17 protein-coding genes and 1 pseudogene are annotated in these 18,082 nt (G+C 45.9%); 6 read left to right on the top strand and 12 right to left on the bottom strand.

Annotated elements, in window-relative coordinates; all coding sequences use genetic code 11:
• Position 1: 1 nt before the first annotated feature.
• Positions 2–886, bottom strand: coding sequence for a UTP--glucose-1-phosphate uridylyltransferase GalU (gene galU, locus COP04_RS08160; RefSeq protein ID WP_100487514.1), 885 nt, complete (start codon positions 884–886; stop codon positions 2–4).
• Positions 887–1,227: 341 nt separating this feature from the next.
• Here galU and pfkB point away from each other — a divergent pair, with 341 nt between their 5' ends.
• Complete coding sequence (pfkB, locus tag COP04_RS08155; RefSeq protein ID WP_100487513.1) at positions 1,228–2,157, top strand: 1-phosphofructokinase; 930 nt, start codon at positions 1,228–1,230, stop codon at positions 2,155–2,157.
• A gap of 57 nt (positions 2,158–2,214) precedes the next feature.
• Here the strand turns inward: pfkB and COP04_RS08150 are convergent, their stop codons facing one another.
• On the bottom strand, positions 2,215–2,850 hold the full coding sequence (locus COP04_RS08150) for a hypothetical protein (protein WP_100487512.1): 636 nt from the start codon (positions 2,848–2,850) through the stop codon (positions 2,215–2,217).
• Between the two features lie 242 nt (positions 2,851–3,092).
• Positions 3,093–3,992 (bottom strand): SDR family oxidoreductase, encoded by a 900-nt coding sequence (locus tag COP04_RS08145; RefSeq protein WP_100487511.1) that lies wholly within the window; start codon positions 3,990–3,992, stop codon positions 3,093–3,095.
• A 313-nt stretch (positions 3,993–4,305) separates the two neighbouring features.
• Between COP04_RS08145 and COP04_RS20240 the strand changes: the two are divergent.
• Positions 4,306–4,383 (top strand): annotated as a pseudogene (locus COP04_RS20240) (YjcZ family sporulation protein); the annotation flags it as partial.
• Positions 4,384–4,553: 170 nt separating this feature from the next.
• Positions 4,554–5,867, top strand: a complete 1,314-nt coding sequence (locus tag COP04_RS08135) for a hemolysin family protein (RefSeq protein WP_100489599.1) — start codon at positions 4,554–4,556, stop codon at positions 5,865–5,867.
• An 86-nt stretch (positions 5,868–5,953) separates the two neighbouring features.
• Here the strand turns inward: COP04_RS08135 and cydC are convergent, their stop codons facing one another.
• The 5 genes from cydC to COP04_RS08110 form a co-directional block, all read right to left on the bottom strand.
• Positions 5,954–7,714 (bottom strand): thiol reductant ABC exporter subunit CydC, encoded by a 1,761-nt coding sequence (gene cydC / locus COP04_RS08130; RefSeq protein ID WP_100487509.1) that lies wholly within the window; start codon positions 7,712–7,714, stop codon positions 5,954–5,956.
• Positions 7,711–9,441, bottom strand: a complete 1,731-nt coding sequence (gene cydD, locus COP04_RS08125; RefSeq protein WP_100487508.1) for a thiol reductant ABC exporter subunit CydD — start codon at positions 9,439–9,441, stop codon at positions 7,711–7,713. Before cydD ends, cydC begins: the two co-directional genes overlap by 4 nt.
• 74 nt (positions 9,442–9,515) lie before the next feature.
• Positions 9,516–10,529 carry a cytochrome d ubiquinol oxidase subunit II gene (gene cydB / locus COP04_RS08120; RefSeq protein WP_100487507.1) on the bottom strand — a complete coding sequence of 338 codons (1,014 nt, stop codon included), beginning with the start codon at positions 10,527–10,529 and terminating at the stop codon, positions 9,516–9,518.
• On the bottom strand, positions 10,516–11,919 hold the full coding sequence (locus COP04_RS08115) for a cytochrome ubiquinol oxidase subunit I (RefSeq protein WP_100487506.1): 1,404 nt from the start codon (positions 11,917–11,919) through the stop codon (positions 10,516–10,518). Before COP04_RS08115 ends, cydB begins: the two co-directional genes overlap by 14 nt.
• A gap of 730 nt (positions 11,920–12,649) precedes the next feature.
• Complete coding sequence (locus tag COP04_RS08110) at positions 12,650–12,982, bottom strand: MerR family transcriptional regulator (RefSeq protein WP_100487505.1); 333 nt, start codon at positions 12,980–12,982, stop codon at positions 12,650–12,652.
• 231 nt (positions 12,983–13,213) lie between these two features.
• Between COP04_RS08110 and COP04_RS08105 the strand changes: the two genes are divergently transcribed.
• The gene (locus tag COP04_RS08105; protein ID WP_100487504.1) at positions 13,214–13,369 is read left to right on the top strand and encodes a Fur-regulated basic protein FbpA; all 156 of its coding nucleotides are present in this window, start codon (positions 13,214–13,216) and stop codon (positions 13,367–13,369) included.
• A 96-nt stretch (positions 13,370–13,465) separates the two neighbouring features.
• Here COP04_RS08105 and COP04_RS08100 read toward each other — a convergent pair whose 3' ends face one another.
• On the bottom strand, positions 13,466–14,095 hold the full coding sequence (locus COP04_RS08100) for an RBBP9/YdeN family alpha/beta hydrolase (RefSeq protein WP_100487503.1): 630 nt from the start codon (positions 14,093–14,095) through the stop codon (positions 13,466–13,468).
• A gap of 141 nt (positions 14,096–14,236) precedes the next feature.
• Entirely contained in the window at positions 14,237–14,809 is a 573-nt protein-coding gene (locus COP04_RS08095) for a phosphatidylglycerophosphatase A family protein (RefSeq protein WP_420852784.1), read from the bottom strand.
• A gap of 162 nt (positions 14,810–14,971) precedes the next feature.
• On the opposite strand from COP04_RS08095, the gene COP04_RS08090 reads away from it, so the two are divergent.
• On the top strand, positions 14,972–15,724 hold the full coding sequence (locus tag COP04_RS08090; protein ID WP_157800232.1) for an alpha/beta hydrolase: 753 nt from the start codon (positions 14,972–14,974) through the stop codon (positions 15,722–15,724).
• 185 nt (positions 15,725–15,909) lie between these two features.
• The gene (locus tag COP04_RS08085) at positions 15,910–16,593 is read left to right on the top strand and encodes a DUF421 domain-containing protein (RefSeq protein ID WP_239984963.1); all 684 of its coding nucleotides are present in this window, start codon (positions 15,910–15,912) and stop codon (positions 16,591–16,593) included.
• A 102-nt stretch (positions 16,594–16,695) separates the two neighbouring features.
• On the opposite strand, the gene COP04_RS08080 is transcribed toward COP04_RS08085, so the two are convergent.
• Together COP04_RS08080 and fabI are read right to left on the bottom strand one after the other, a co-directional pair.
• Positions 16,696–16,971, bottom strand: coding sequence for a hypothetical protein (locus COP04_RS08080; protein WP_100487500.1), 276 nt, complete (start codon positions 16,969–16,971; stop codon positions 16,696–16,698).
• A 164-nt stretch (positions 16,972–17,135) separates the two neighbouring features.
• Positions 17,136–17,912 (bottom strand): enoyl-ACP reductase FabI, encoded by a 777-nt coding sequence (gene fabI / locus COP04_RS08075; RefSeq protein ID WP_100487499.1) that lies wholly within the window; start codon positions 17,910–17,912, stop codon positions 17,136–17,138.
• Between the last annotated feature and the right edge of the window lie 170 nt (positions 17,913–18,082).

The raw sequence follows: 18,082 nt of genomic DNA, 5'->3' as shown, positions 1-18,082 counted from the left end.
GTCAAAATTTTTTAGATGTAATGCGCTTTTGAAGGTTTTCAAGATAGTGAAGCATATCCTCCCTGAGGTCTTCGCGGGTCAGTGCCATTTCAATGTTGGATTCAATAAAGCCCAGCGTCTCTCCGACATCGTAACGTTTTCCCTGATAGGCATAACCGTATACTTTCTCTTGTTCATTGACCCGAGAGATAGCATCGGTCAACTGAATTTCTCCTCCCGATCCAATCTGTTTCTGACCCAGAAAATCAAAGATGGCAGGTGTGAGGATATAGCGCCCGATGATCGCGATATTGGAAGGCGCTTTCCCTACAGGGGGCTTTTCGACAAAACTGCGGATATCGTAAAGCCTGCCCTTCTGGCTCGACGGATCAATGATTCCGTACCTGTTTGTCCGATCTTCGGGAACCTCTTTAACAGCGACAATGCTTGACTGGACTTTTTCAAACTGATTCATCATTTGCTTGAGACATGGTGGATCATTCTGGATAATATCGTCCCCCAGCAGCACGGCGAACGGCTCGTCTCCAATAAATTTTCTTGCACACCAGACGGCATGTCCAAGGCCACGTGGCTCCTTCTGACGAATATAATATATGTCGACTTTGGACGACTGGCGAACTTTATCAAGTAAATTATATTTTTGTTTGCTCCTAAGATTTTCTTCCAACTCGAAAGCGTTATCAAAGTGATCCTCGATTGCCCGCTTGCCCTTGCCTGTAACAATGATGATGTCTTCAATGCCGGAACTGACTGCCTCTTCAACAATATATTGTATGGTCGGCTTGTCAACAATCGGCAGCATCTCTTTTGGCATTGCCTTAGTTGCCGGCAGGAATCTTGTGCCCAGCCCGGCAGCCGGTATAATCGCTTTCCGTACTTTCTGCATCCTTGTCACTCCTCACATAATCGAGCATCTTTCCGATGGATATAACCTTTAGAAATCCTCTTCCGGGTAGTACTTTTTAAAATTTTTCTCCAGATATTAAGTATACCTTATTTATTCATTGGTTAACTGCAAGATCAAATTTTTTTCATAACGAATCTGGAAAAAGCTCTGCTTTCCGAGGCCATTTCATAACAAATATTATGACCTGCATGTTCTGATCAGGCGCCTGCTGTTTTATCGGCATTTTCCAAGATAAATATCATTACAGTGGCAATAGTAAAGACTGTATACTGAAATCGGGACTGTGTTGCCCGATAAACCGTAAAGGGTTGGTGATAAGAATGATAACAACCGTAACAATGAATCCTGCACTCGACAAGCTGTTGCAAACAGATATTGTAACGATTGGAGAAACAAACCGGGTGCAGCTTCTGTCAGCATCCGCAGCCGGAAAGGGCATTGACGTTGCCAAAGTTCTCCGCGACCTTGACTGTCAGGTCAGTGCCACTGGGTTTCTGGGTGGCGATGTCGCCGGTATTTTTGTCCGCTGCTTTCAGGATGAAAAAATTGAAAACCATTTCATTTCAATTACTGGTTCTACAAGAACTAATATCCAACTGTTTGAAAAAAACGGCAGCCGCACAGAACTGCTTGAAAGAGGGCCTTCCGTCACTGACGGTGAATGTAAAGCTCTGATGAAGCAATTTCAGGTACTTGCTGAAAAAAGTGATTCTGTGACCATTTGCGGGAGCGTGCCCAATGGCGTAAACGAGGACTATTTTCGCGGCCTTATCCGGGCAGCAAGACAGTCCTGTAAGTATGTGATCGTCGATACATCGGGGAAATGGCTTAAATTGGCGGTTGACGAAAAACCCGACCTGATTAAACCCAATCGTCGTGAAATGACTGAACTAATGGGGATGGAGCAGGCCAGCAATGAAGAGATCATCACTTTCGCACAAAAATCGGTCAAGGATGGACTTCCCTACATCCTCGTTTCTCTCGGGGGAGACGGAGCTATGCTCATCTGCAAAGACGGTGTCTGGCGAGGAGAAGCGCCGGAAATCCCCGTCATAAGTACGGTCGGCTGCGGGGACACCATGGTGGCCTCTTTGAGCGTCTCCCTTCATGATCAGCTATCGCCTGATGAAATGCTGCGCCGATCCATTGCCCTTTCGGCCGCAAATGCCATGACCTTTGAAACGGCCCATGTTATTCTGGATGACTATCTTAAACTGCTGCCTCAGATCCGCGTTGAAAAAATCAGATAAACCAAATTCAAAACAGCCGGAAGCAACTTTGCTTCCGGCTGTTTTGAATGACTGATATTATAATTTTGTCAGCGCATCTACAGCAAAAATCGACCAGCTTTCCATTCGTTCGTATACCTTTTTATCCTGAAGTTCAGATAGCGGGAGCCATTTCCCTTCCAGTTTATCTTTTTCACGGACGTCAACGGATGCCGAATCAGGTAGATCAATGGCGACGAGAACACCAATATGAACACGGCCTACCTCAGTCGCGTCATCATTGATCAGGCCTATTGTGCGGATTTTTAAAGCTCCTGCCCCTTCAATGACCAATTCTTCATTCAATTCCCGCTGCAAATTGTCTGATAAAACCTGTTTGAAGTTCTGCGCACCCTCAACTCGATTCATGTGTCCACCAACACCAATGGACAATTTTCCATGAAGACGCTGTTCTCCGCCTCCACCGAGCCTTCTGTATGTAAAAAAAGTATCTCCTCTACGCAGTAAAGCATAAGGGATCGGCTGTTTATAAGCCGGATTCTCTTCCGCATCGCCGCGCCGCATCATTTTGTAATGTTCCGCCATTCTTTTCTCCAGACCGGCAACTCTCGTTTCAGACTTCTCAGTCCCCTGAAAAGTCAGGTCAGCGGCGGTTCCTTTTCCAAACAAAAGGGCCCTTTCAACAACAATGATCTGTTCATCCATCTTCCCCATTTTTCATCCTCCAAATTGTGCATCTCGAATAAGCGTGATGGAAATTTTCAATCTTGTCAAGCTACTATAAAAAAAGAGCATCACTCTCAGTGTGCTCCCGAAAAATGGTTGAACAATTTTACCGGCAAACAGCCTTGCTGTTTCCGGCTTTGCAAAGGTGCAACATTCGCATCCTCAATTCATTCACTCAATTCAAATAAAAAAGCAACCCAAAACCGTGAGCGGCCGGTACAAAATTCAGCTCAGGATTCAACCATCTCTCCCCCGCCGACATGCAGCACCTGGCCGGTCATATAATTCGAATCGTCTGATGCCAGATAGACGTAGGCCGGGGCCAATTCAAAAGGCTGTCCCGGCCTCTTCATTGGCATATCTGTACCAAAAATTTCGACGTTCTCGGCAGTAAAAGTTGCCGGGATCAGCGGCGTCCAAATCGGTCCGGGCGCTATAGCGTTCACCCTGATCCCCTGTTCGACCAAGTTCTGGGAAAGAGCGCGGGTAAAAGAAACGATAGCGCCTTTTGTTGCAGAATAGTCAATCAAAGTTTTCGAGCCGCGATACGCGGTCACAGAAGCCGTATTGATAATCGAGCTGCCGGGTTTAAGGTGCGGCAGTGCAGCTCTCGTTAAGTAGAAAAATGAAAAGATATTGGTTTGGAAAGTGGTCAGAAGCTGTTCATCGCTGATGTCGAGCAAACTTTGCTGCACATATTGAACACCGCAGTTATTAACTATAATATCCACGCCGCCAAATTGACCGACTGTTTTCTCAATCACCTGTTTTGACGCATCAGAATTTCTCAAATCTGTACGGATCAGCAGGCACTCGCCGCCCAGTGTTTCAATTCGCTGTTTCGTCCACTCTGCATCCTGATCCTCGTTAAGGTAAATAATCGAAAGCTTTGCTCCTTCCTTAGCAAAAGCAAGAGCTGCAGCACGGCCAATCCCACTGTCTCCTCCTGAAATAACCGCGATTTTGCCGGACAGTTTCCCGGTTCCCCGGTATTCCGGATTTTCTGAAATAGGGAGCGGGTTCATCTCATATTCAAAACCCGGCTGCCGATTCTGATGCTGTGCAGGAAAGGACAGCAGCTGTTCTTTCATCACCATTTTTTTGCCGTACAGGGGGTAATATGGATACATTAATATCATCCTTTTTTATGGGACGAGCCCGTTTTTCATACTGTAATGTAACTTCATTGCATCTTTATTCATGCCCCAAAAAAACTTGCTTTAGTATGGGGCAAAATAAACCTGGGCGAAAGCACATCTCTTGCTGCAGGGACATTTATTCATCGCCATTTGCCCGGAGGTGTCATAGAATATCATATCTCGTGATAAAGGAGTGACCTGAATGGGCAATTTTGGTTTCGGCGGCTATCCGTCAAATCCTGCTTATGGTGGTTTCGACGGCTGCGGCTGTGGGGGCTACCCTTCATATCCAGTCGGCGGCTGCGGTTTTGGCAATGGCTTCGCGCTGATAGTCGTTCTATTCATCCTGTTAATCATTGTTGGCGCTGCTTTCATTTGCTAAGCTCCGGTAGAAATGTCCGGCGGAGTACATCCGTCCGGGCATTTTTAATTTCACCCGTTCATAGTTAAATATTGGGCATCCGTTAATGTATAATAGTATTAATTAACGAATTCAGAAAAAGAACAGGTGGAGGTGACACCCAGGCATTCCAGTTAATGCATGGGATTCATTTGGATCATACCCTTGGGCTATTAACGGTTATTTTATTAATCTTCGTGACCGCTTTTTTCGTTGCCGCAGAATTTGCCATCGTAAAAATACGTTCGACCCGATTGGATGAATTAATCAAACAAGGCAACAAACGCGCTAAGGCGTCGAAAAAAATTGTTGACGACTTAAATTCATACCTCTCAACGACTCAGCTCGGTATTTCAGTCACTGCGTTACTGCTCGGCTGGATTGGCGAACCCGCAGTTGCCCATCTTTTTCGCCCTGCTTTTAATTGGGCAGGTTTCAATGACACTATGACTGTGACACTTTCAACGGTGATCGGTTTCTTTGTCGTGACTATGCTCAGCGTCGTTCTCGGCGAATTGGCCCCAAAAGGGGTTGCAATACAGAAGACCGAGGCGATCACGCTGGCGGTCGCTTATCCGCTGATCTGGACTCACCGTCTGCTTTTTCCGTTTGTCTGGATGCTGAACTCACTTTCAAACGGTGTTATGCGCCTGTTTGGCATCCGACCGGACGCGACGCACGATTCAGCACTGACTGAAAGTGAACTGCGTCTGACCTTGTCCGACAGTTTCAAAAGCGGAGAAATCAGTCGGGGAGAGCTGCGCTATATGAACCGGATCTTCGACTTCGATGAACGGACGGCAAGAGAAATCATGGTACCTCGGACAGAAATTGTTTGTATTTATAAAGAAGATCCTTTTGAGGAATCGCTTCAGATGCTACATCATGAAAAATTCACGCGCTTCCCGGTAGTTGAAGAGGACAAAGATCATGTCATTGGCATGATCAATATCAAAGATATTTTTACAGACATTTTAACCAGGGAAATTCACTCACTGGACGATTATATTCGTCCAGTGCTCTCGGTCATTGAAACCACGCCGATCCGAACACTTCTTGAACGGATGCAAAAAGAAAGCATGCACATGGCCGTACTGACCGATGAATACGGCGGAACATCCGGACTTGTGACGGCTGAAGACATTCTTGAAGAAATTGTAGGGGAAATCCGGGATGAATTCGATGAAGGTGAAGAGCCCCTCATCAAGCGTATTGACGCAGACCATGCCATTGTCGACGGCAAGCTCCTAATCTCCCATGTCAACAGACAGTTTCAGATCAATATCGAAGAAGAAGGGCTGGATACGATCGGCGGGTGGATGCTTGCTGAAGAGCCCGATATCAAGATAGGGTCAACACTGACGTTTGAGAACGTCTCATTTGAAGTTGTTGAAATGGATACACACAAGATCAAAAAAATAAAAATAAGCAAACAAAAACAGACGCATGAACAAAATCAATTGTAGCGCCTGTTCAACCCTTCAAAATAATTCCGTGTCATCGTCAATTAATAAAATGTCCTCTCAAAAAAGACAAGATCGACCTTTTCTGCTTACTTTTTTTGACCTTTCAGCGTCCGTTTCAGATGCTCCGGGACGTCAAGCTGATACAGGCGGCGGTACCTCGGATTCTCCGCCAGCAGCTGCTGATGGGGCCCGTGCATGCGAATCATACCGTCTTCCATAAAAAAGATTTGATCCATTTTTTCAACACCGGTCAAATGGTGTGTGATCCATATCAAAGTTTTCCCTTCAAGTGTCTCAAAAATCGTCTTCAACAGATCCTTTTCGGTGGTCGGATCAAGCCCTACCGTAGGCTCATCAAGAATGACGACCGGCGCATGACGAAGCAGAATCCTGGCAAGTGCCAACCGCTCTTGCTCGCCGCCTGAAAAAATATCGCCCGCTTCATGCATTTGTGTATGGTAACCTTCAGGCAGTCCTTCAATCAGGGTGTTCAGACCGACCAGCTTCGCAGCACGGATGATCTCTTCTTTCGAGGCCTTTTCATTTCCAAGTGCTATGTTATTCATGACTGAGGTGTCAAAAAGGTGGGGATTCTGATTCAGCACTGAAATCTGTTTCGGCATATCTGCCCCAATCAGATACGCCGGAGTTCCATTGAGCGTGATTTCGCCCCGGTCAGGTCTGAGTGCCCCATAGATTAAATGAATCAGCGTGGTTTTACCGGCACCGCTTCTGCCGATTAGTGCAATCTTTTCCCCTTGTCTGATATCCAGTGAAATATCGTTTACTGCCCAGTCGTCATCTTTGTTGTATCTGTACGACAGACCCGCAGCATGAATATCTATTTTTTCTGTCGTGCCTGCCCATTTCTCATCAATTTTCCGATGCTTTTCCGCGAACGGCTCATTTTCAATCTGGCACAGTCTAGCGAAGGCTTCCCTGTATTGCGGGATGCGTTCAACCGCCTCAGAAACAGGGATCAGTGATTCTGAAATTGTAAATACAACCAGAACAAAAGCAGCAATCAGCGTCCGGGCCATGTGTCCATCCGCAGTCATACTTCCCGACCAGTAAAGAAGGCCGATGACACTGCCTCCAATCAGGAGCTGGCTGAAAAAATCCCGCCATTTTCTAATCCTGTGCAAACGATTTTCGATTGAGACAGTCCGCTGCTCCAAACCCTCATAATTTTTGAGAAAAGAGGCCTGTCTCCCCGACATCATCCAATCTCCCGCACCCAGCACGGCATCGGTCAGTTTTTCATAAAGAAGATGCCTGTTCTGAGAAAATTGTTCACGGCTTTTTTCGGTCCATATCAAAGAGAGCAAAGGAAAAACAACAAGCAGGACTGAAAGGTACAAGCCCATCAAAAGGGCAAAAAAAGCATCCATCCATCCAAGAAAAGCAATCCACAAACCATAGATGACCAAAGCGGAAACCCCGGGAATGACCGTCCTCAGGTATACATCCTGCAAATGCTCAATGTCATCGGAAAGTATGCCCAAGATATCGCCCGTTCTGAACTTGGAATGAATAAAAAGAGCAGCCGGTTCAAGCCTGGCATACAGACGCGAACGCATCTTGGAAAGAACGCGAAGGATTGTGTCGTGGCTCATAAGACGGGCGGCATACTGAAAAACGGCACGGAAAATGCCGAAAGTCCTGACGCCGACAATCGGTACATAGATCATCAGAATATTCTCCGGCCTGAGCGCGGCCTTTGAAATAAGATAGCCGGAAGTGAAAAGCAGCCCGGCAGCGCAAAGCAATGCGCAGATGCCTAATACAGCGGACAGACAGAACCTGCGCCAATATTTTTTCAGATAGGGAATAAACCAGTCGTTCATTGTATCCCCTCCAATTGTGAACGAACTAAAGCCGTATAAGCACCGTTTTCATGAAGAAGTTCTTCCTGAGTGCCGGATTCTTCAATTCTTCCGCCGCTAATAACAATCAGCCGATCCATTTGCTCCATCCAATGAAGCCGATGTGTCGCCATGAAAACAAGTTTACCCTCAAACAGCCGGATCATTGTTTCCTTTAAGTCGTATTCCGTTTCAATATCCAGGTGCGCCGTAGGCTCATCAAGCAGCAGGATTGGCCGATTGCATAGAAAAGCGCGCGCTAAAGCAACGCGCTGCTCCTGCCCGCCACTCAGCGCCCGGCCACCGGAACCGATTTTTTCTTCCAATCCATGTGGAAGCCGGCCGACAAGTGATTCAAGCCCTGCAGCCTGAACCGCTGATTCTATCTTACGATCAGTTGCGTCGGGTGCATAGAAAGCAATATTTTCTTTCAGCGAACCGCTGAAAAGATAAGGATGCTGCGGGATGTACGTGATTTGTTTTTGCCAATCACTATCCCCTGTTGAAACCGGCCTCCCATCAATTTTGACTAAACCGGAATTCGGTTGGATAAAACCGCCGATCAGGTCGATCAGGGTTGATTTTCCGGCACCGCTCTCCCCGATAATACCTATTTTTTCAAAGCCTGAAATATGGAGTGAAATGCTGTCCAGCGCTTTCTTTCCATGGCCATCACTATAAACTGCGGATATATTTTCAAATGTCAGTTCTGACTGGGTATTCCACTTTTCAAAAAAATGATCGCTCTCACGATCTGCAGATTCCGACTCTGAAGATTTGCCATAACTGCTGAGTTTATGGGCCGCTTCTTTCCCGTCGAGGGTTGCATGATAGTCCTGACCGAGTTCACGGACAGGAAGAAAATACTCAGGAGCAAGGATCAGCACAGCCAGTGCCGGTTCAAGAAGGGTATGGCCGTCCACAAGCCGAAGGCCGAGTGAAACGGCGACAAAAGCAATGGAGAGCATCGTAAAGAAATCCAGTGCAAACGAGGACAGAAAGGCGAGGCGGAGCGTCCCCATAGTCATCTGGCGATATTTGTCGCTGACCCTTTCAATGCTCTTCGCATGAATCTTACTGAGGCCGAGATAGCGCAGCGTCGGAAGCCCGCGCAGTGAATCGAGAAAATGATTGGATAATATTCGGTAAGAGACCCAGCGGTCGTCCATTTTTTTCTGAGCCGCCAGTCCAAGCAAGATCATGAATACAATAAGCACAGGCATTGTCACCAGAAGAATCACGCCTGAAAGCGGATCTTTCAGGAAAACAAATATAAGGATCATTACAGGTAATATGCCATTTGCCACCATCTTTGGGATAAACAGTTCGAGATATTGGCGGGCTTGCGCAACACCCTCAAGTGAGAGCGAAACCAGTGTTCCCGTGCCTTCTTTTTTTACAGATTTTGAACCGGCTGCAAACAGTCTGTTCAAAAACACCTTTCTCAGATCAGAACTGGTGCGGTCGGCAAATTTGTACGTTACTGTTTTAATCAGAAGGATGCAAAAATATCTGACAGCAAGAGCAATAAAAAACAGAACGCTCTGATTTCCCATTGAGAAAAAAGACCGTCCTGAAAAAAGGCCGGAAACAAGTCCGGCAAGAAACACCGACTGGCTGATAATGCACAGCCCTTCAATAAAAGTCAGACAAGAAATGAAAGCAAACAGAAACTTGGCGCCTCTATAAGATAAAATTTCGCGATCCATTGACTAACTTGGTTCCGCGACTCTAGTCGTCACAGAGCCAAGCATTCACGTCCCTTCTCTTCTATCTCTTGGAATCAATATTCCAGATGCTCCTTCTTCGATACCCTTTTTTTGAAAACTGTATAGCTCCAGATGGAGTATCCGAGAACAAAAGGCAGGAGCGTGACAGCAACTATGGTCATTACACCTAATGAGTAAGGACCGGATGCCGAATTGTAAACAGTCAGATCATAAGCCGATTTGATACTGCTGATCATAACCCTTGGGAACAGCCCGATGAATAAAGAAGACACCGTCAGCAGAATAACGCCGGCATTCATACCAAAAGCCCAGCCATCGTGTTTTTTTCCGAGAAACAGGACAGATAAAACGAGTGCCAGCACATCAAGCACGTAAATCGGATACAGCCACGCCCCTCTGCGTGCAAACAGATCAGTAACAAAGAAGGTCACCACGACGAAAGCGATCGCTGCCGCCGCAAGAAGCCAAAAAATCTTAGTGGCGAGAGCACGTGCGCGGTCACGCAGTTCATCAGTCGTTCTCAGGCAAAGGTAAACGAGTCCGTGATACAGACAGAGCAGTGTGATCAGCAAACCGCCGAGCACTGTGTAAGGATTGACAAAGCTCGAAAAAACACCGTGCATGTTCATTTTACTGTCAATCGGCAGCCCATAAACGAGTGAAGAAAAAACGACGCCCCACAGAAAAGGAACAAGCAGGCTGGGAATGAAAATGGCCCAATCCCATGTCTCACCCCATTTCGGATGGGCTACTTTTGCCCTGAATTCGAAAGCCGTTCCTCGCGCGATCAGCAGAAGCAGCATAACAACAAGCGGCACGTAAAAACCGCTGAAGAGCGTCGCGTACCAATTCGGGAATGCGGCGAACATGGCACCTCCGGCAGTAATAAGCCAAACTTCATTGGCATCCCAGAACGGTCCGATCGTATTGATCAGCACCCGGCGCTCCAGATCATTTCGCGCAACAAAACGAGTAGCCATGCCAACGCCAAAATCATAGCCCTCAAGGAAAAAGAATCCGATAAATAAAACGGCAATTAACAAGAACCATAATTCATTCAGTGACAACGTGATACGCCTCCCCGTCAAACGGATCGTCAGATTGTAGCGTTTCTTTGTTATCAAGTGCCGGTCCCTGCTTGACGACACGTGCAAACAGATAAACCATCACAGCGCCCAGAATGGTATACATCGCTATAAATGAGATGATTGAGAACAGCAGCTCACCCGCTGATACGTTTGGCGAGACGCTGGCGGCTGTCTGCATGTAGCCAAACACCGTCCACGGCTGCCGGCCAATCTCTGTCATCAGCCATCCTGTCGTGCTGCCTATATAAGGAACAGCAATCGCAGCAACCATGAGGCGCAGGAACCACTTGCTTTCAACCAGCTTATTTCTCCATAAAAGAATAGCTCCGACAATGCCAAGAATGCACAGAATGCCACCCATGACTGCCATGATACGGAAACTCCAAAATGTCGTCTTAACAGGAGGAATGTAGTTGCCCTTCCCATATTTTGCGACATATTCTTTCTGCAGGGTATCAATTCCCTTTACATTGCCGCTGAATTTGCCATATGACAAGTAATCCAGCAAATAAGGGATTTGAATCTCGCCTGAATTCTGATGCTTTGTCGTATTAATTGATGCAATGACTGTCCACGCGGCGGGACTGCCACTGTCCTTCCAGAGTCCCTCGCTCGCCGCCATCTTCATTGGCTGTGTCTGCACAAGGTACTGCGCCTGGAAGTGACCGCAGAACGCCAGCAGGATTCCGGAAATCAATCCAACGATGATGCCGATCTTAAATGACTTTTTATAAAACTCGATATTCTTTTTCTTTAGCAGCACAATCGCGCTGATGCCTGCGACAACAAAGGCACCTGTTGCAAAAGAGCCGAAAATCGTGTGCGGAAACTCAACCCACAACTGTGGATTGGCAAGCAACGCGCCAAAATTGGTCATCACTGCCCGTCCGTGTTGGATGGCAAATCCAACCGGATGCTGCATAAAAGAGTTTGCTGTCAGGATCCAGAGCGCCGACAGGCTCGTCCCAGCCGTAACCAGCCAGATGCAAGTCAGATGGGCCCCCTTTGAAAGACGGTCCCAGCCGAAAACCCACAGACCGATAAAAGTGGACTCAAGGAAAAAAGCGAGCAATGCTTCAATCGCCAGCGGCGCACCGAAGACATCGCCCATAAATCTGGAGTACTGTGACCAGTTCATGCCGAACTGGAATTCCTGAAGAATTCCGGTAACCACGCCAATGGCAAAGTTAATCAGAAAAAGTTTACCCCAGAATTGCGCCATTTCTTTGTAAAGTGCATTCTTTTTGACAACGTACATCGTCTCCATAATAGAAATGATCAGTACGAGGCCAATAGATAAAGGCACAAAAAAGAAGTGAAAAATAGTTGTTGCTGCATACTGAAACCTTGCCAAGCTCAATACGTCCATACGTTCTCCCCTTCTCTACGTGTGTTATTGGGAATGATCGCACCACTACTGTAAGCGGTTATAAATGATTAACCCTGACAAACGCTGTCAGTTTTGTGTGGCCATCGTTGAATTCGAAACGACCAAAGCAGTCATCGTATCAATCATTTTACAGATGACGGGCTGACTGTGTGGACGACAGTAAATATGTTCTGCACGTCCAATCTGTTTGAATATTCGCGCCGAATGTAACAGATGTCACACTTCATTTATTACTTTACAACTTCTTTCCTGTGGTTCTACAGAAAGTTAGTGCCAATTTAGTGACTGAATAATGTCTATACTGTGTCTATTCTGTGACGCAGTTAAATAGCTCAAAGTTCAGTCATTTGAACCAGCTTAATAAGCCTGCTGCTCATTAAATAGCTGTTCATTCAAATCAATTGCCAGTTATGTAAAATTTTTAACGTATATCCTTCTAAAACATCAGTTAATTTTTTGGATGATGAGCAGCAGGCAACGACCGTGCAACAGTAGAAAGAAGAACTGGCCCGATTGATATGTAGAATCTTCTGCAGAGTAAGAGACTCTATCAAAAAGCAGCATGATTTCCAATATTATTACACAGTTTCGATATTATGTAAGGCAGCTGTTCGGTCGACGAAAGCAAAAAAAAGCAGCTCCCCGAAGCAGCTGTCAGACAAGCCATTCAAATAGATGATCAATTTCCGCCGAATTCCAAAAACTTTTTTCAGTCTCTTTTATTAAAATACGCGTTGAGCTGACCTTTGATCATCCGTTCTCTGAGTTTGCTGTCGTACCGTTTGCTTTGCTTTTTTTGCATTTCTTTTCTCAGTTCAGATGTCTGCATACCATCTTCCATTTTGTTGGCAATATCCATCAGCGTCTCTACATCTGAAAAGGAATATTTTCGATTGCCTCTTTCCGATCTTTCCGGAAAAATCAATTTTCTCTTCTCGTAGTAACGGATTTGCCGTTCACTAAGACCCGTCAATTCACAAACCGTACCTATTGAAATTACTTTTTTATAAAGATAAGCATCTTTCTGGGAGTGCGCTGCCATTTCCCTTTCCTCCTCGTTATCGCCGAAAGAAGATGTTGTAATCAACATTGTAAGATAATATTACAACACCCATTATGGAATAACAACATTGATGTTAGATAAAATGACAGACCGATGGATTTTTTTTTAAGATCACGGTAAAATGAACATGTAATAAAAAATGCTAAAAATGACCTTTTAACCGTTGCCTGATTGTTGGGGAAACCACATGGATAAAGGGGAGTGCAAGTCATGTATGAACTGTTCGACAGCAGTAGCGAAGAAAAAAAAGAAATGATTATTGGAAAATTATTGGATCTTGGCATATATAAGGCGAAAAATCAGCAGCTGTATGAACTTTCATTGAGAGAACTGGAAACTTACTATAACTTGTCAAAGGCCAATTAAGCGGAATACAACAAAGCCGGGGGAAAGTGCCCTCGGCTTTGTTGTTTAGCAATCACATGATCCGTTATTTCACCCTTAATGACTTGCAATCAAGAATCAATGGATATGTTCCGGAAACGGTAAGGCGCCCTGAAGACATGCATTCAGTATCCACGGCCAGGGCCCGAAACCTGAACTGACATTGATATGACCCTTATTCGGAAGTAAAAGAATCGGTACACCATAAGCGCGATAATCAAACACAGAATCTCCCGGTAAAAAAGGATCGGTCGTCGAGGTAATAATTACAGTCTGATCAGCAGCAGATGAAAGAGTTTTTTTGTTGTCGGGAAACGGATAAAAGCTTTGTACTGCTTCCTCTGCTTCCATTTTCCGTTCAGATGCTTCAGGGAAGAAAACATTTAACATTTCAGGTCCCGGAGAACTGGCAGGAGGAGAAACCAGGACGGCTCGGCTGACCTTTCTCCTTGTCTTTTGAGCAGCATAATGGAGCCATAAGACGCAGCCCAGGCTGTGCGCGATAACAATGAGCTTCTCATCATTACTTATTGCTTCCATTGTGCCATTTAATGCTGAAAGCCAAACAGATTTTTGGGGACGGTTCCAGTCCGGAAATTGCGGAAAGTATACCTTGAAGCCGTTTTCATCCAGTTTTTTGCTCAACCACTCCTGCCAATGTCCATCCGTACTGCCGCCAAATCCGTGAAGAATCAGGAAGCTTGTCATTTTCAGCACCTCAATCAAGGAATCTTATGTTTAATACATTTAGCAAATCAATTTACTAGGAATTAGAATTATTATAGCATATCTGCGTTGCTTGACAATTGAAAAACAGACCCAAACTTAACGGATCCGTTTTCAGCCTTGCTATTTATTTGTGGACAATCGTTTTTCTTCATCATCTCTGACCCGATGGGCAAGCCGGCTCGACGCGTCCGCTGCAATACTTGCTACCAGGTCGTCTAAAAATGTATTCACACGTCCATGCTTAGCCAGATCCAGCTTCCCGATAATCTTTGGCTTAACTTTATCGAGATAACCGAATGTGGTCGCCGCAATGCTGCCAAAGCTTGATACTGCGCCAAGCGCAATTGTTTCATCAACCCCGAACAACCCTTCATCCTGATCCACCAAGGATTGAAGCGGTTCGGAAAGTAATTTTTTCTCAGCCAGCCTGTCAAGTTCAACACCGACCAATATGGCATGCTGCAATTCTCTTTTGGCAAGTGCGCCTTTCACATTTTCAGCACACGCCGCCAAAGTCAATCCGGGCATAAATGGCCGCTGAAGATCGAAGACAATTTCCGCTATATCCTCAACCCCTACCCCGCGCTCTTTCAGCGCATGCTCAACTGCCACCGATATCGCCCGGGATGTCACTCTTTTCTTATGCGCCGAATAAAAGGTTGCATCCTCTGGCAAACCAGGTGCATAGGTCATGCTTTTTGAAAATTTATCATCACTCATATATGCCAAACCCCTTCCATTTCGTTAACCTTTCAATAAGATTTCACTGATATTCCAAGGTATTCCACCCGGTCGATCAGATGTTGAACCGTACAAGTTCCCCTTTGTCCATATTATGCTACGATGGACATAAAAATGATTTCAAGGTGGGGACAGATTGTGAAGCTCTCAGGAAAAATGATAGATGTACCATTGACCAGCCGCTTTCTAAACCGAACGCTCCCGATAATCGCTTATCTTCCACCCCATGATGAACCGGGAAAAGAATATCCGGTATTGATCGCCCAGGACGGACGCGAATACATTCAGCTCGGGCGACTGTCCAGCCTCGCAGATGATTGGATCAGCAAGGAAATCCTGCAGCCAATCATCATCATTGCTATACCTTACGAGAATCTTCAATCACGCCGAGAATGTTACCATCCTGAAGGATCATTGCACCGTGCTTATCTCGAAACGCTGACAGAAGAAGTTTTCCCCGCAGTTGCCAGCCGTTTCCCAATCGTTTCAGAACCGGATGGCCGAACGCTGATCGGTGATTCACTCGGCGGAACTTTGTCTTTGCTTGCTGCCCTCGCTCGTCCTGATCTGTTCGGAAACGTCATCATGCAGTCGCCATTTGTCAGCCAGAATATGGTCGATCAGATTTTGGCTCATCGCGAAAGTATTCCACTTTCTGTATATCATTCAATTGGGCGGCATGAAACGGCTGTAAAGACAACATCGGGCAAAATTGAAGATTTTGACTATTACAATCAAAAGCTCCATCATGCACTGTGCCAACGCGGGATGCATTCGTATTCTTTTCACGAGACGGACGGTTCTCACACATGGAGAGCCTGGCAGCCCGACCTCCGCCTGGCACTGCTTGAAAAATTCGGATACTGACCGCACCGTTATCATAGCTCAAATCTGTTCCGCAAGGCAAGAAAGTGCACACGCACCGGACACGATCCAGCGAGAACTGCTTGAATAAAATAGCTCTTCCGGCGCATGATATAACCATATTTCATTCTGCCCGTTTTTTTATGTTTCATCGGGTCATCAGGCGGAGGGCGGGAAAGTTGGAAACAGTGGGCTCTATTGTGATCGAACTGAGTGTCGGTTTATTTGGACTGCTCCTGCTGACAAAAGTCATGGGCAGAGCGTCCATGTCCGAAGCGACACCGTTTGATTTTATTTCCATGATCGTCGTCGGCGATTTTGTCAGTGATGCCATTTATGATCCTCAGACACATATTTTTAAAGTCCTGTTTGCAATTTTTTTCTGGGGCATCTTAATTTACATGATTGATCTTATAACATTAAAAGTACATCAAACACGCGCTTTTTTCGAAAGCCAGCCGGTAATCGTTATTCGAAACGGCCTGATTGACAGAGAGGCACTGAAAAAAAATAAGGTGGATATGAATCATTTACAGATGCTGCTTCGTGACCGGGAAGTTTTTTCAATACGGGAGATAAGTTTTGCGGTTCTCGAACCTAACGGAAAGATTTCAGTCATCAGAAGACCGGAATACGAAAAGGTCAATCGAGGGGATCTGAAGCTTTCCATGCGTACCGTCTCCGTCCCCATCACGCTGATCAGTGACGGTGTCATCATTAAAAAAAATCTTAAAGAATCCGGGAAAACCGAGGAGTGGCTCAAAAGTGAGTTGTCAAAGCGCTCAATTGACAATTCCCGCCGTGTTATGCTTGCCGAATGGCGGGATGAAGACGGCCTCTATGTCCAAACGATCCAAACGATCTCCAATTAATTTGCCCGGCTGATTCCCCTTAAAATATAATTCTTCTCAATCAGAAAAAAGGCCGAGGCCATTTCGGTCCGGGCTTTTCAAAAAAGTTATACGTCACGTACTTTACTTGTCTTCGTGCTTTTCTTCCTGCTTTTCTTCCTTCTCAACTGTTTCCGGGCTAACCGCCGGATTATTCTCACGCGCTGTAAATCCGGGCAGCGGAAATCCCCAGAAATCACGCGGCACAGGGGGCACATGGGGGCGATTTTCAGTATGCGTGACATTCGGACGATTCACTTCCGGATGATTCTTTTCAGGCTGGAAGATCACCTCATCTGCTTTTATGATCAATTTATCCACGTGAATAACCTTAGGCTCTTTTTTACTTCCTTCTGGCATTAATATCTCCTCCTGAATTGGTCTCGTGACACTATATGCAAATACGATGCATTCGGTGCAGCTCGATCACCAAACTCCAAAAGGGCCATTCATTATATAAAAAACTGCTTCTTCCCTCAGGTAAAGTGACAGAGAAGAAACAGCCGGTACTACTGAAAAACAAGTCAGATGCTGACAATATTGAATCCGGCATCGACATGAATCGTTTCGCCGGTAATGTTTTTAGAGAGATCACTGAACAAAAAGAGAGCAGTATTGCCGACATCCTCCGGACTGATTGACCGACGCAGCGGAGCTTTCTCCTCAATCACTTTAAGCACACTGTTGAAATCGGAAATGCCCTTCGCCGACAACGTGCGGATCGGGCCTGCCGAGATGGCATTGACGCGGATGTTGTCCTTGCCCAGATCATTGGCCAGATATTTCACACTGGCATCAAGACTCGCCTTAGCGACACCCATCACATTGTAATTTCTAACGACGCGCTCGCCGCCAAGATAAGTCATCGTCACCACACTGCCGCCGTCTGTCATGAGCCCCTTGGCCGCTTTCAGCACAGCAGTCAGGGAATAAGCGCTGACATTCTGCGCCAGTAGAAACCCGTCACGGGTCGTATTCATGTAGTCGCCGTCAAGTTCTTCCTTCTTAGCAAAAGCAATGCAATGGGCAAGGCCCTGTATCTGGCCGACATCTTCCTTTATTTTTGCAAATGTGCTTTCAATTTCTTCATCGTCCGTTACATCGCATGGATAGAAAAGGCTGTCCTTTCCATCTAAGGTCGCAGCAAGTTTTTCAACAGGCTCGCGAAATCTTTCGTTGTTATAGGTGAATATCAGCCGTGCGCCCGCCCTGTCCAGCGCCTGTGCAATACCCCACGCAATACTTCTTTTGTTGGCTACGCCCATAACGACATAGGTGCGCCCTTCCAAAGTTAAATCCATCATCTGACCCCCTGAGATTCTTTTCTTTCCAACGGCTATTATACCATGAAAGGCATATCATCCGCAGGCGTTTATATTCAGTGCATAACTATAATCCCGCTGTTAAATTTTCATCGAAAAAGGATACAGTAAATCCGTTCATCAAACGAATATAATATAATAGCTGTGTA

This window comes from Sporolactobacillus pectinivorans (genome assembly GCF_002802965.1).
Lineage (GTDB): Bacteria > Bacillota > Bacilli > Bacillales > Sporolactobacillaceae > Sporolactobacillus > Sporolactobacillus pectinivorans.
The sequence above is the reverse complement of the archived record's forward strand: the minus strand, read 5'-3'. Positions and strand labels throughout refer to the sequence as shown.

What these genes read in the sequence shown, in the direction of transcription:
- COP04_RS08110 (WP_100487505.1), bottom strand. Translation starts at nt 12,982, where the DNA reads ATGGCAGCGCACTCCCAGAAAGATGCTTATCTTTATAAAAAAGTAATT.
- COP04_RS08105 (WP_100487504.1), top strand. Translation starts at nt 13,214, where the DNA reads ATGTATGAACTGTTCGACAGCAGTAGCGAAGAAAAAAAAGAAATGATT.
- pfkB (WP_100487513.1), top strand. Translation starts at nt 1,228, where the DNA reads ATGATAACAACCGTAACAATGAATCCTGCACTCGACAAGCTGTTGCAA.
- galU (WP_100487514.1), bottom strand. Translation starts at nt 886, where the DNA reads ATGCAGAAAGTACGGAAAGCGATTATACCGGCTGCCGGGCTGGGCACA.
- COP04_RS08145 (WP_100487511.1), bottom strand. Translation starts at nt 3,992, where the DNA reads ATGTATCCATATTACCCCCTGTACGGCAAAAAAATGGTGATGAAAGAA.
- COP04_RS08095 (WP_420852784.1), bottom strand. Translation starts at nt 14,809, where the DNA reads ATGACCTATGCACCTGGTTTGCCAGAGGATGCAACCTTTTATTCGGCG.
- cydC (WP_100487509.1), bottom strand. Translation starts at nt 7,714, where the DNA reads ATGAACGACTGGTTTATTCCCTATCTGAAAAAATATTGGCGCAGGTTC.
- cydD (WP_100487508.1), bottom strand. Translation starts at nt 9,441, where the DNA reads ATGGATCGCGAAATTTTATCTTATAGAGGCGCCAAGTTTCTGTTTGCT.
- COP04_RS08150 (WP_100487512.1), bottom strand. Translation starts at nt 2,850, where the DNA reads ATGGGGAAGATGGATGAACAGATCATTGTTGTTGAAAGGGCCCTTTTG.
- COP04_RS08080 (WP_100487500.1), bottom strand. Translation starts at nt 16,971, where the DNA reads ATGCCAGAAGGAAGTAAAAAAGAGCCTAAGGTTATTCACGTGGATAAA.
- COP04_RS08115 (WP_100487506.1), bottom strand. Translation starts at nt 11,919, where the DNA reads ATGGACGTATTGAGCTTGGCAAGGTTTCAGTATGCAGCAACAACTATT.
- fabI (WP_100487499.1), bottom strand. Translation starts at nt 17,912, where the DNA reads ATGGATTTAACTTTGGAAGGGCGCACCTATGTCGTTATGGGCGTAGCC.
- COP04_RS08100 (WP_100487503.1), bottom strand. Translation starts at nt 14,095, where the DNA reads ATGACAAGCTTCCTGATTCTTCACGGATTTGGCGGCAGTACGGATGGA.
- COP04_RS08090 (WP_157800232.1), top strand. Translation starts at nt 14,972, where the DNA reads ATGATTTCAAGGTGGGGACAGATTGTGAAGCTCTCAGGAAAAATGATA.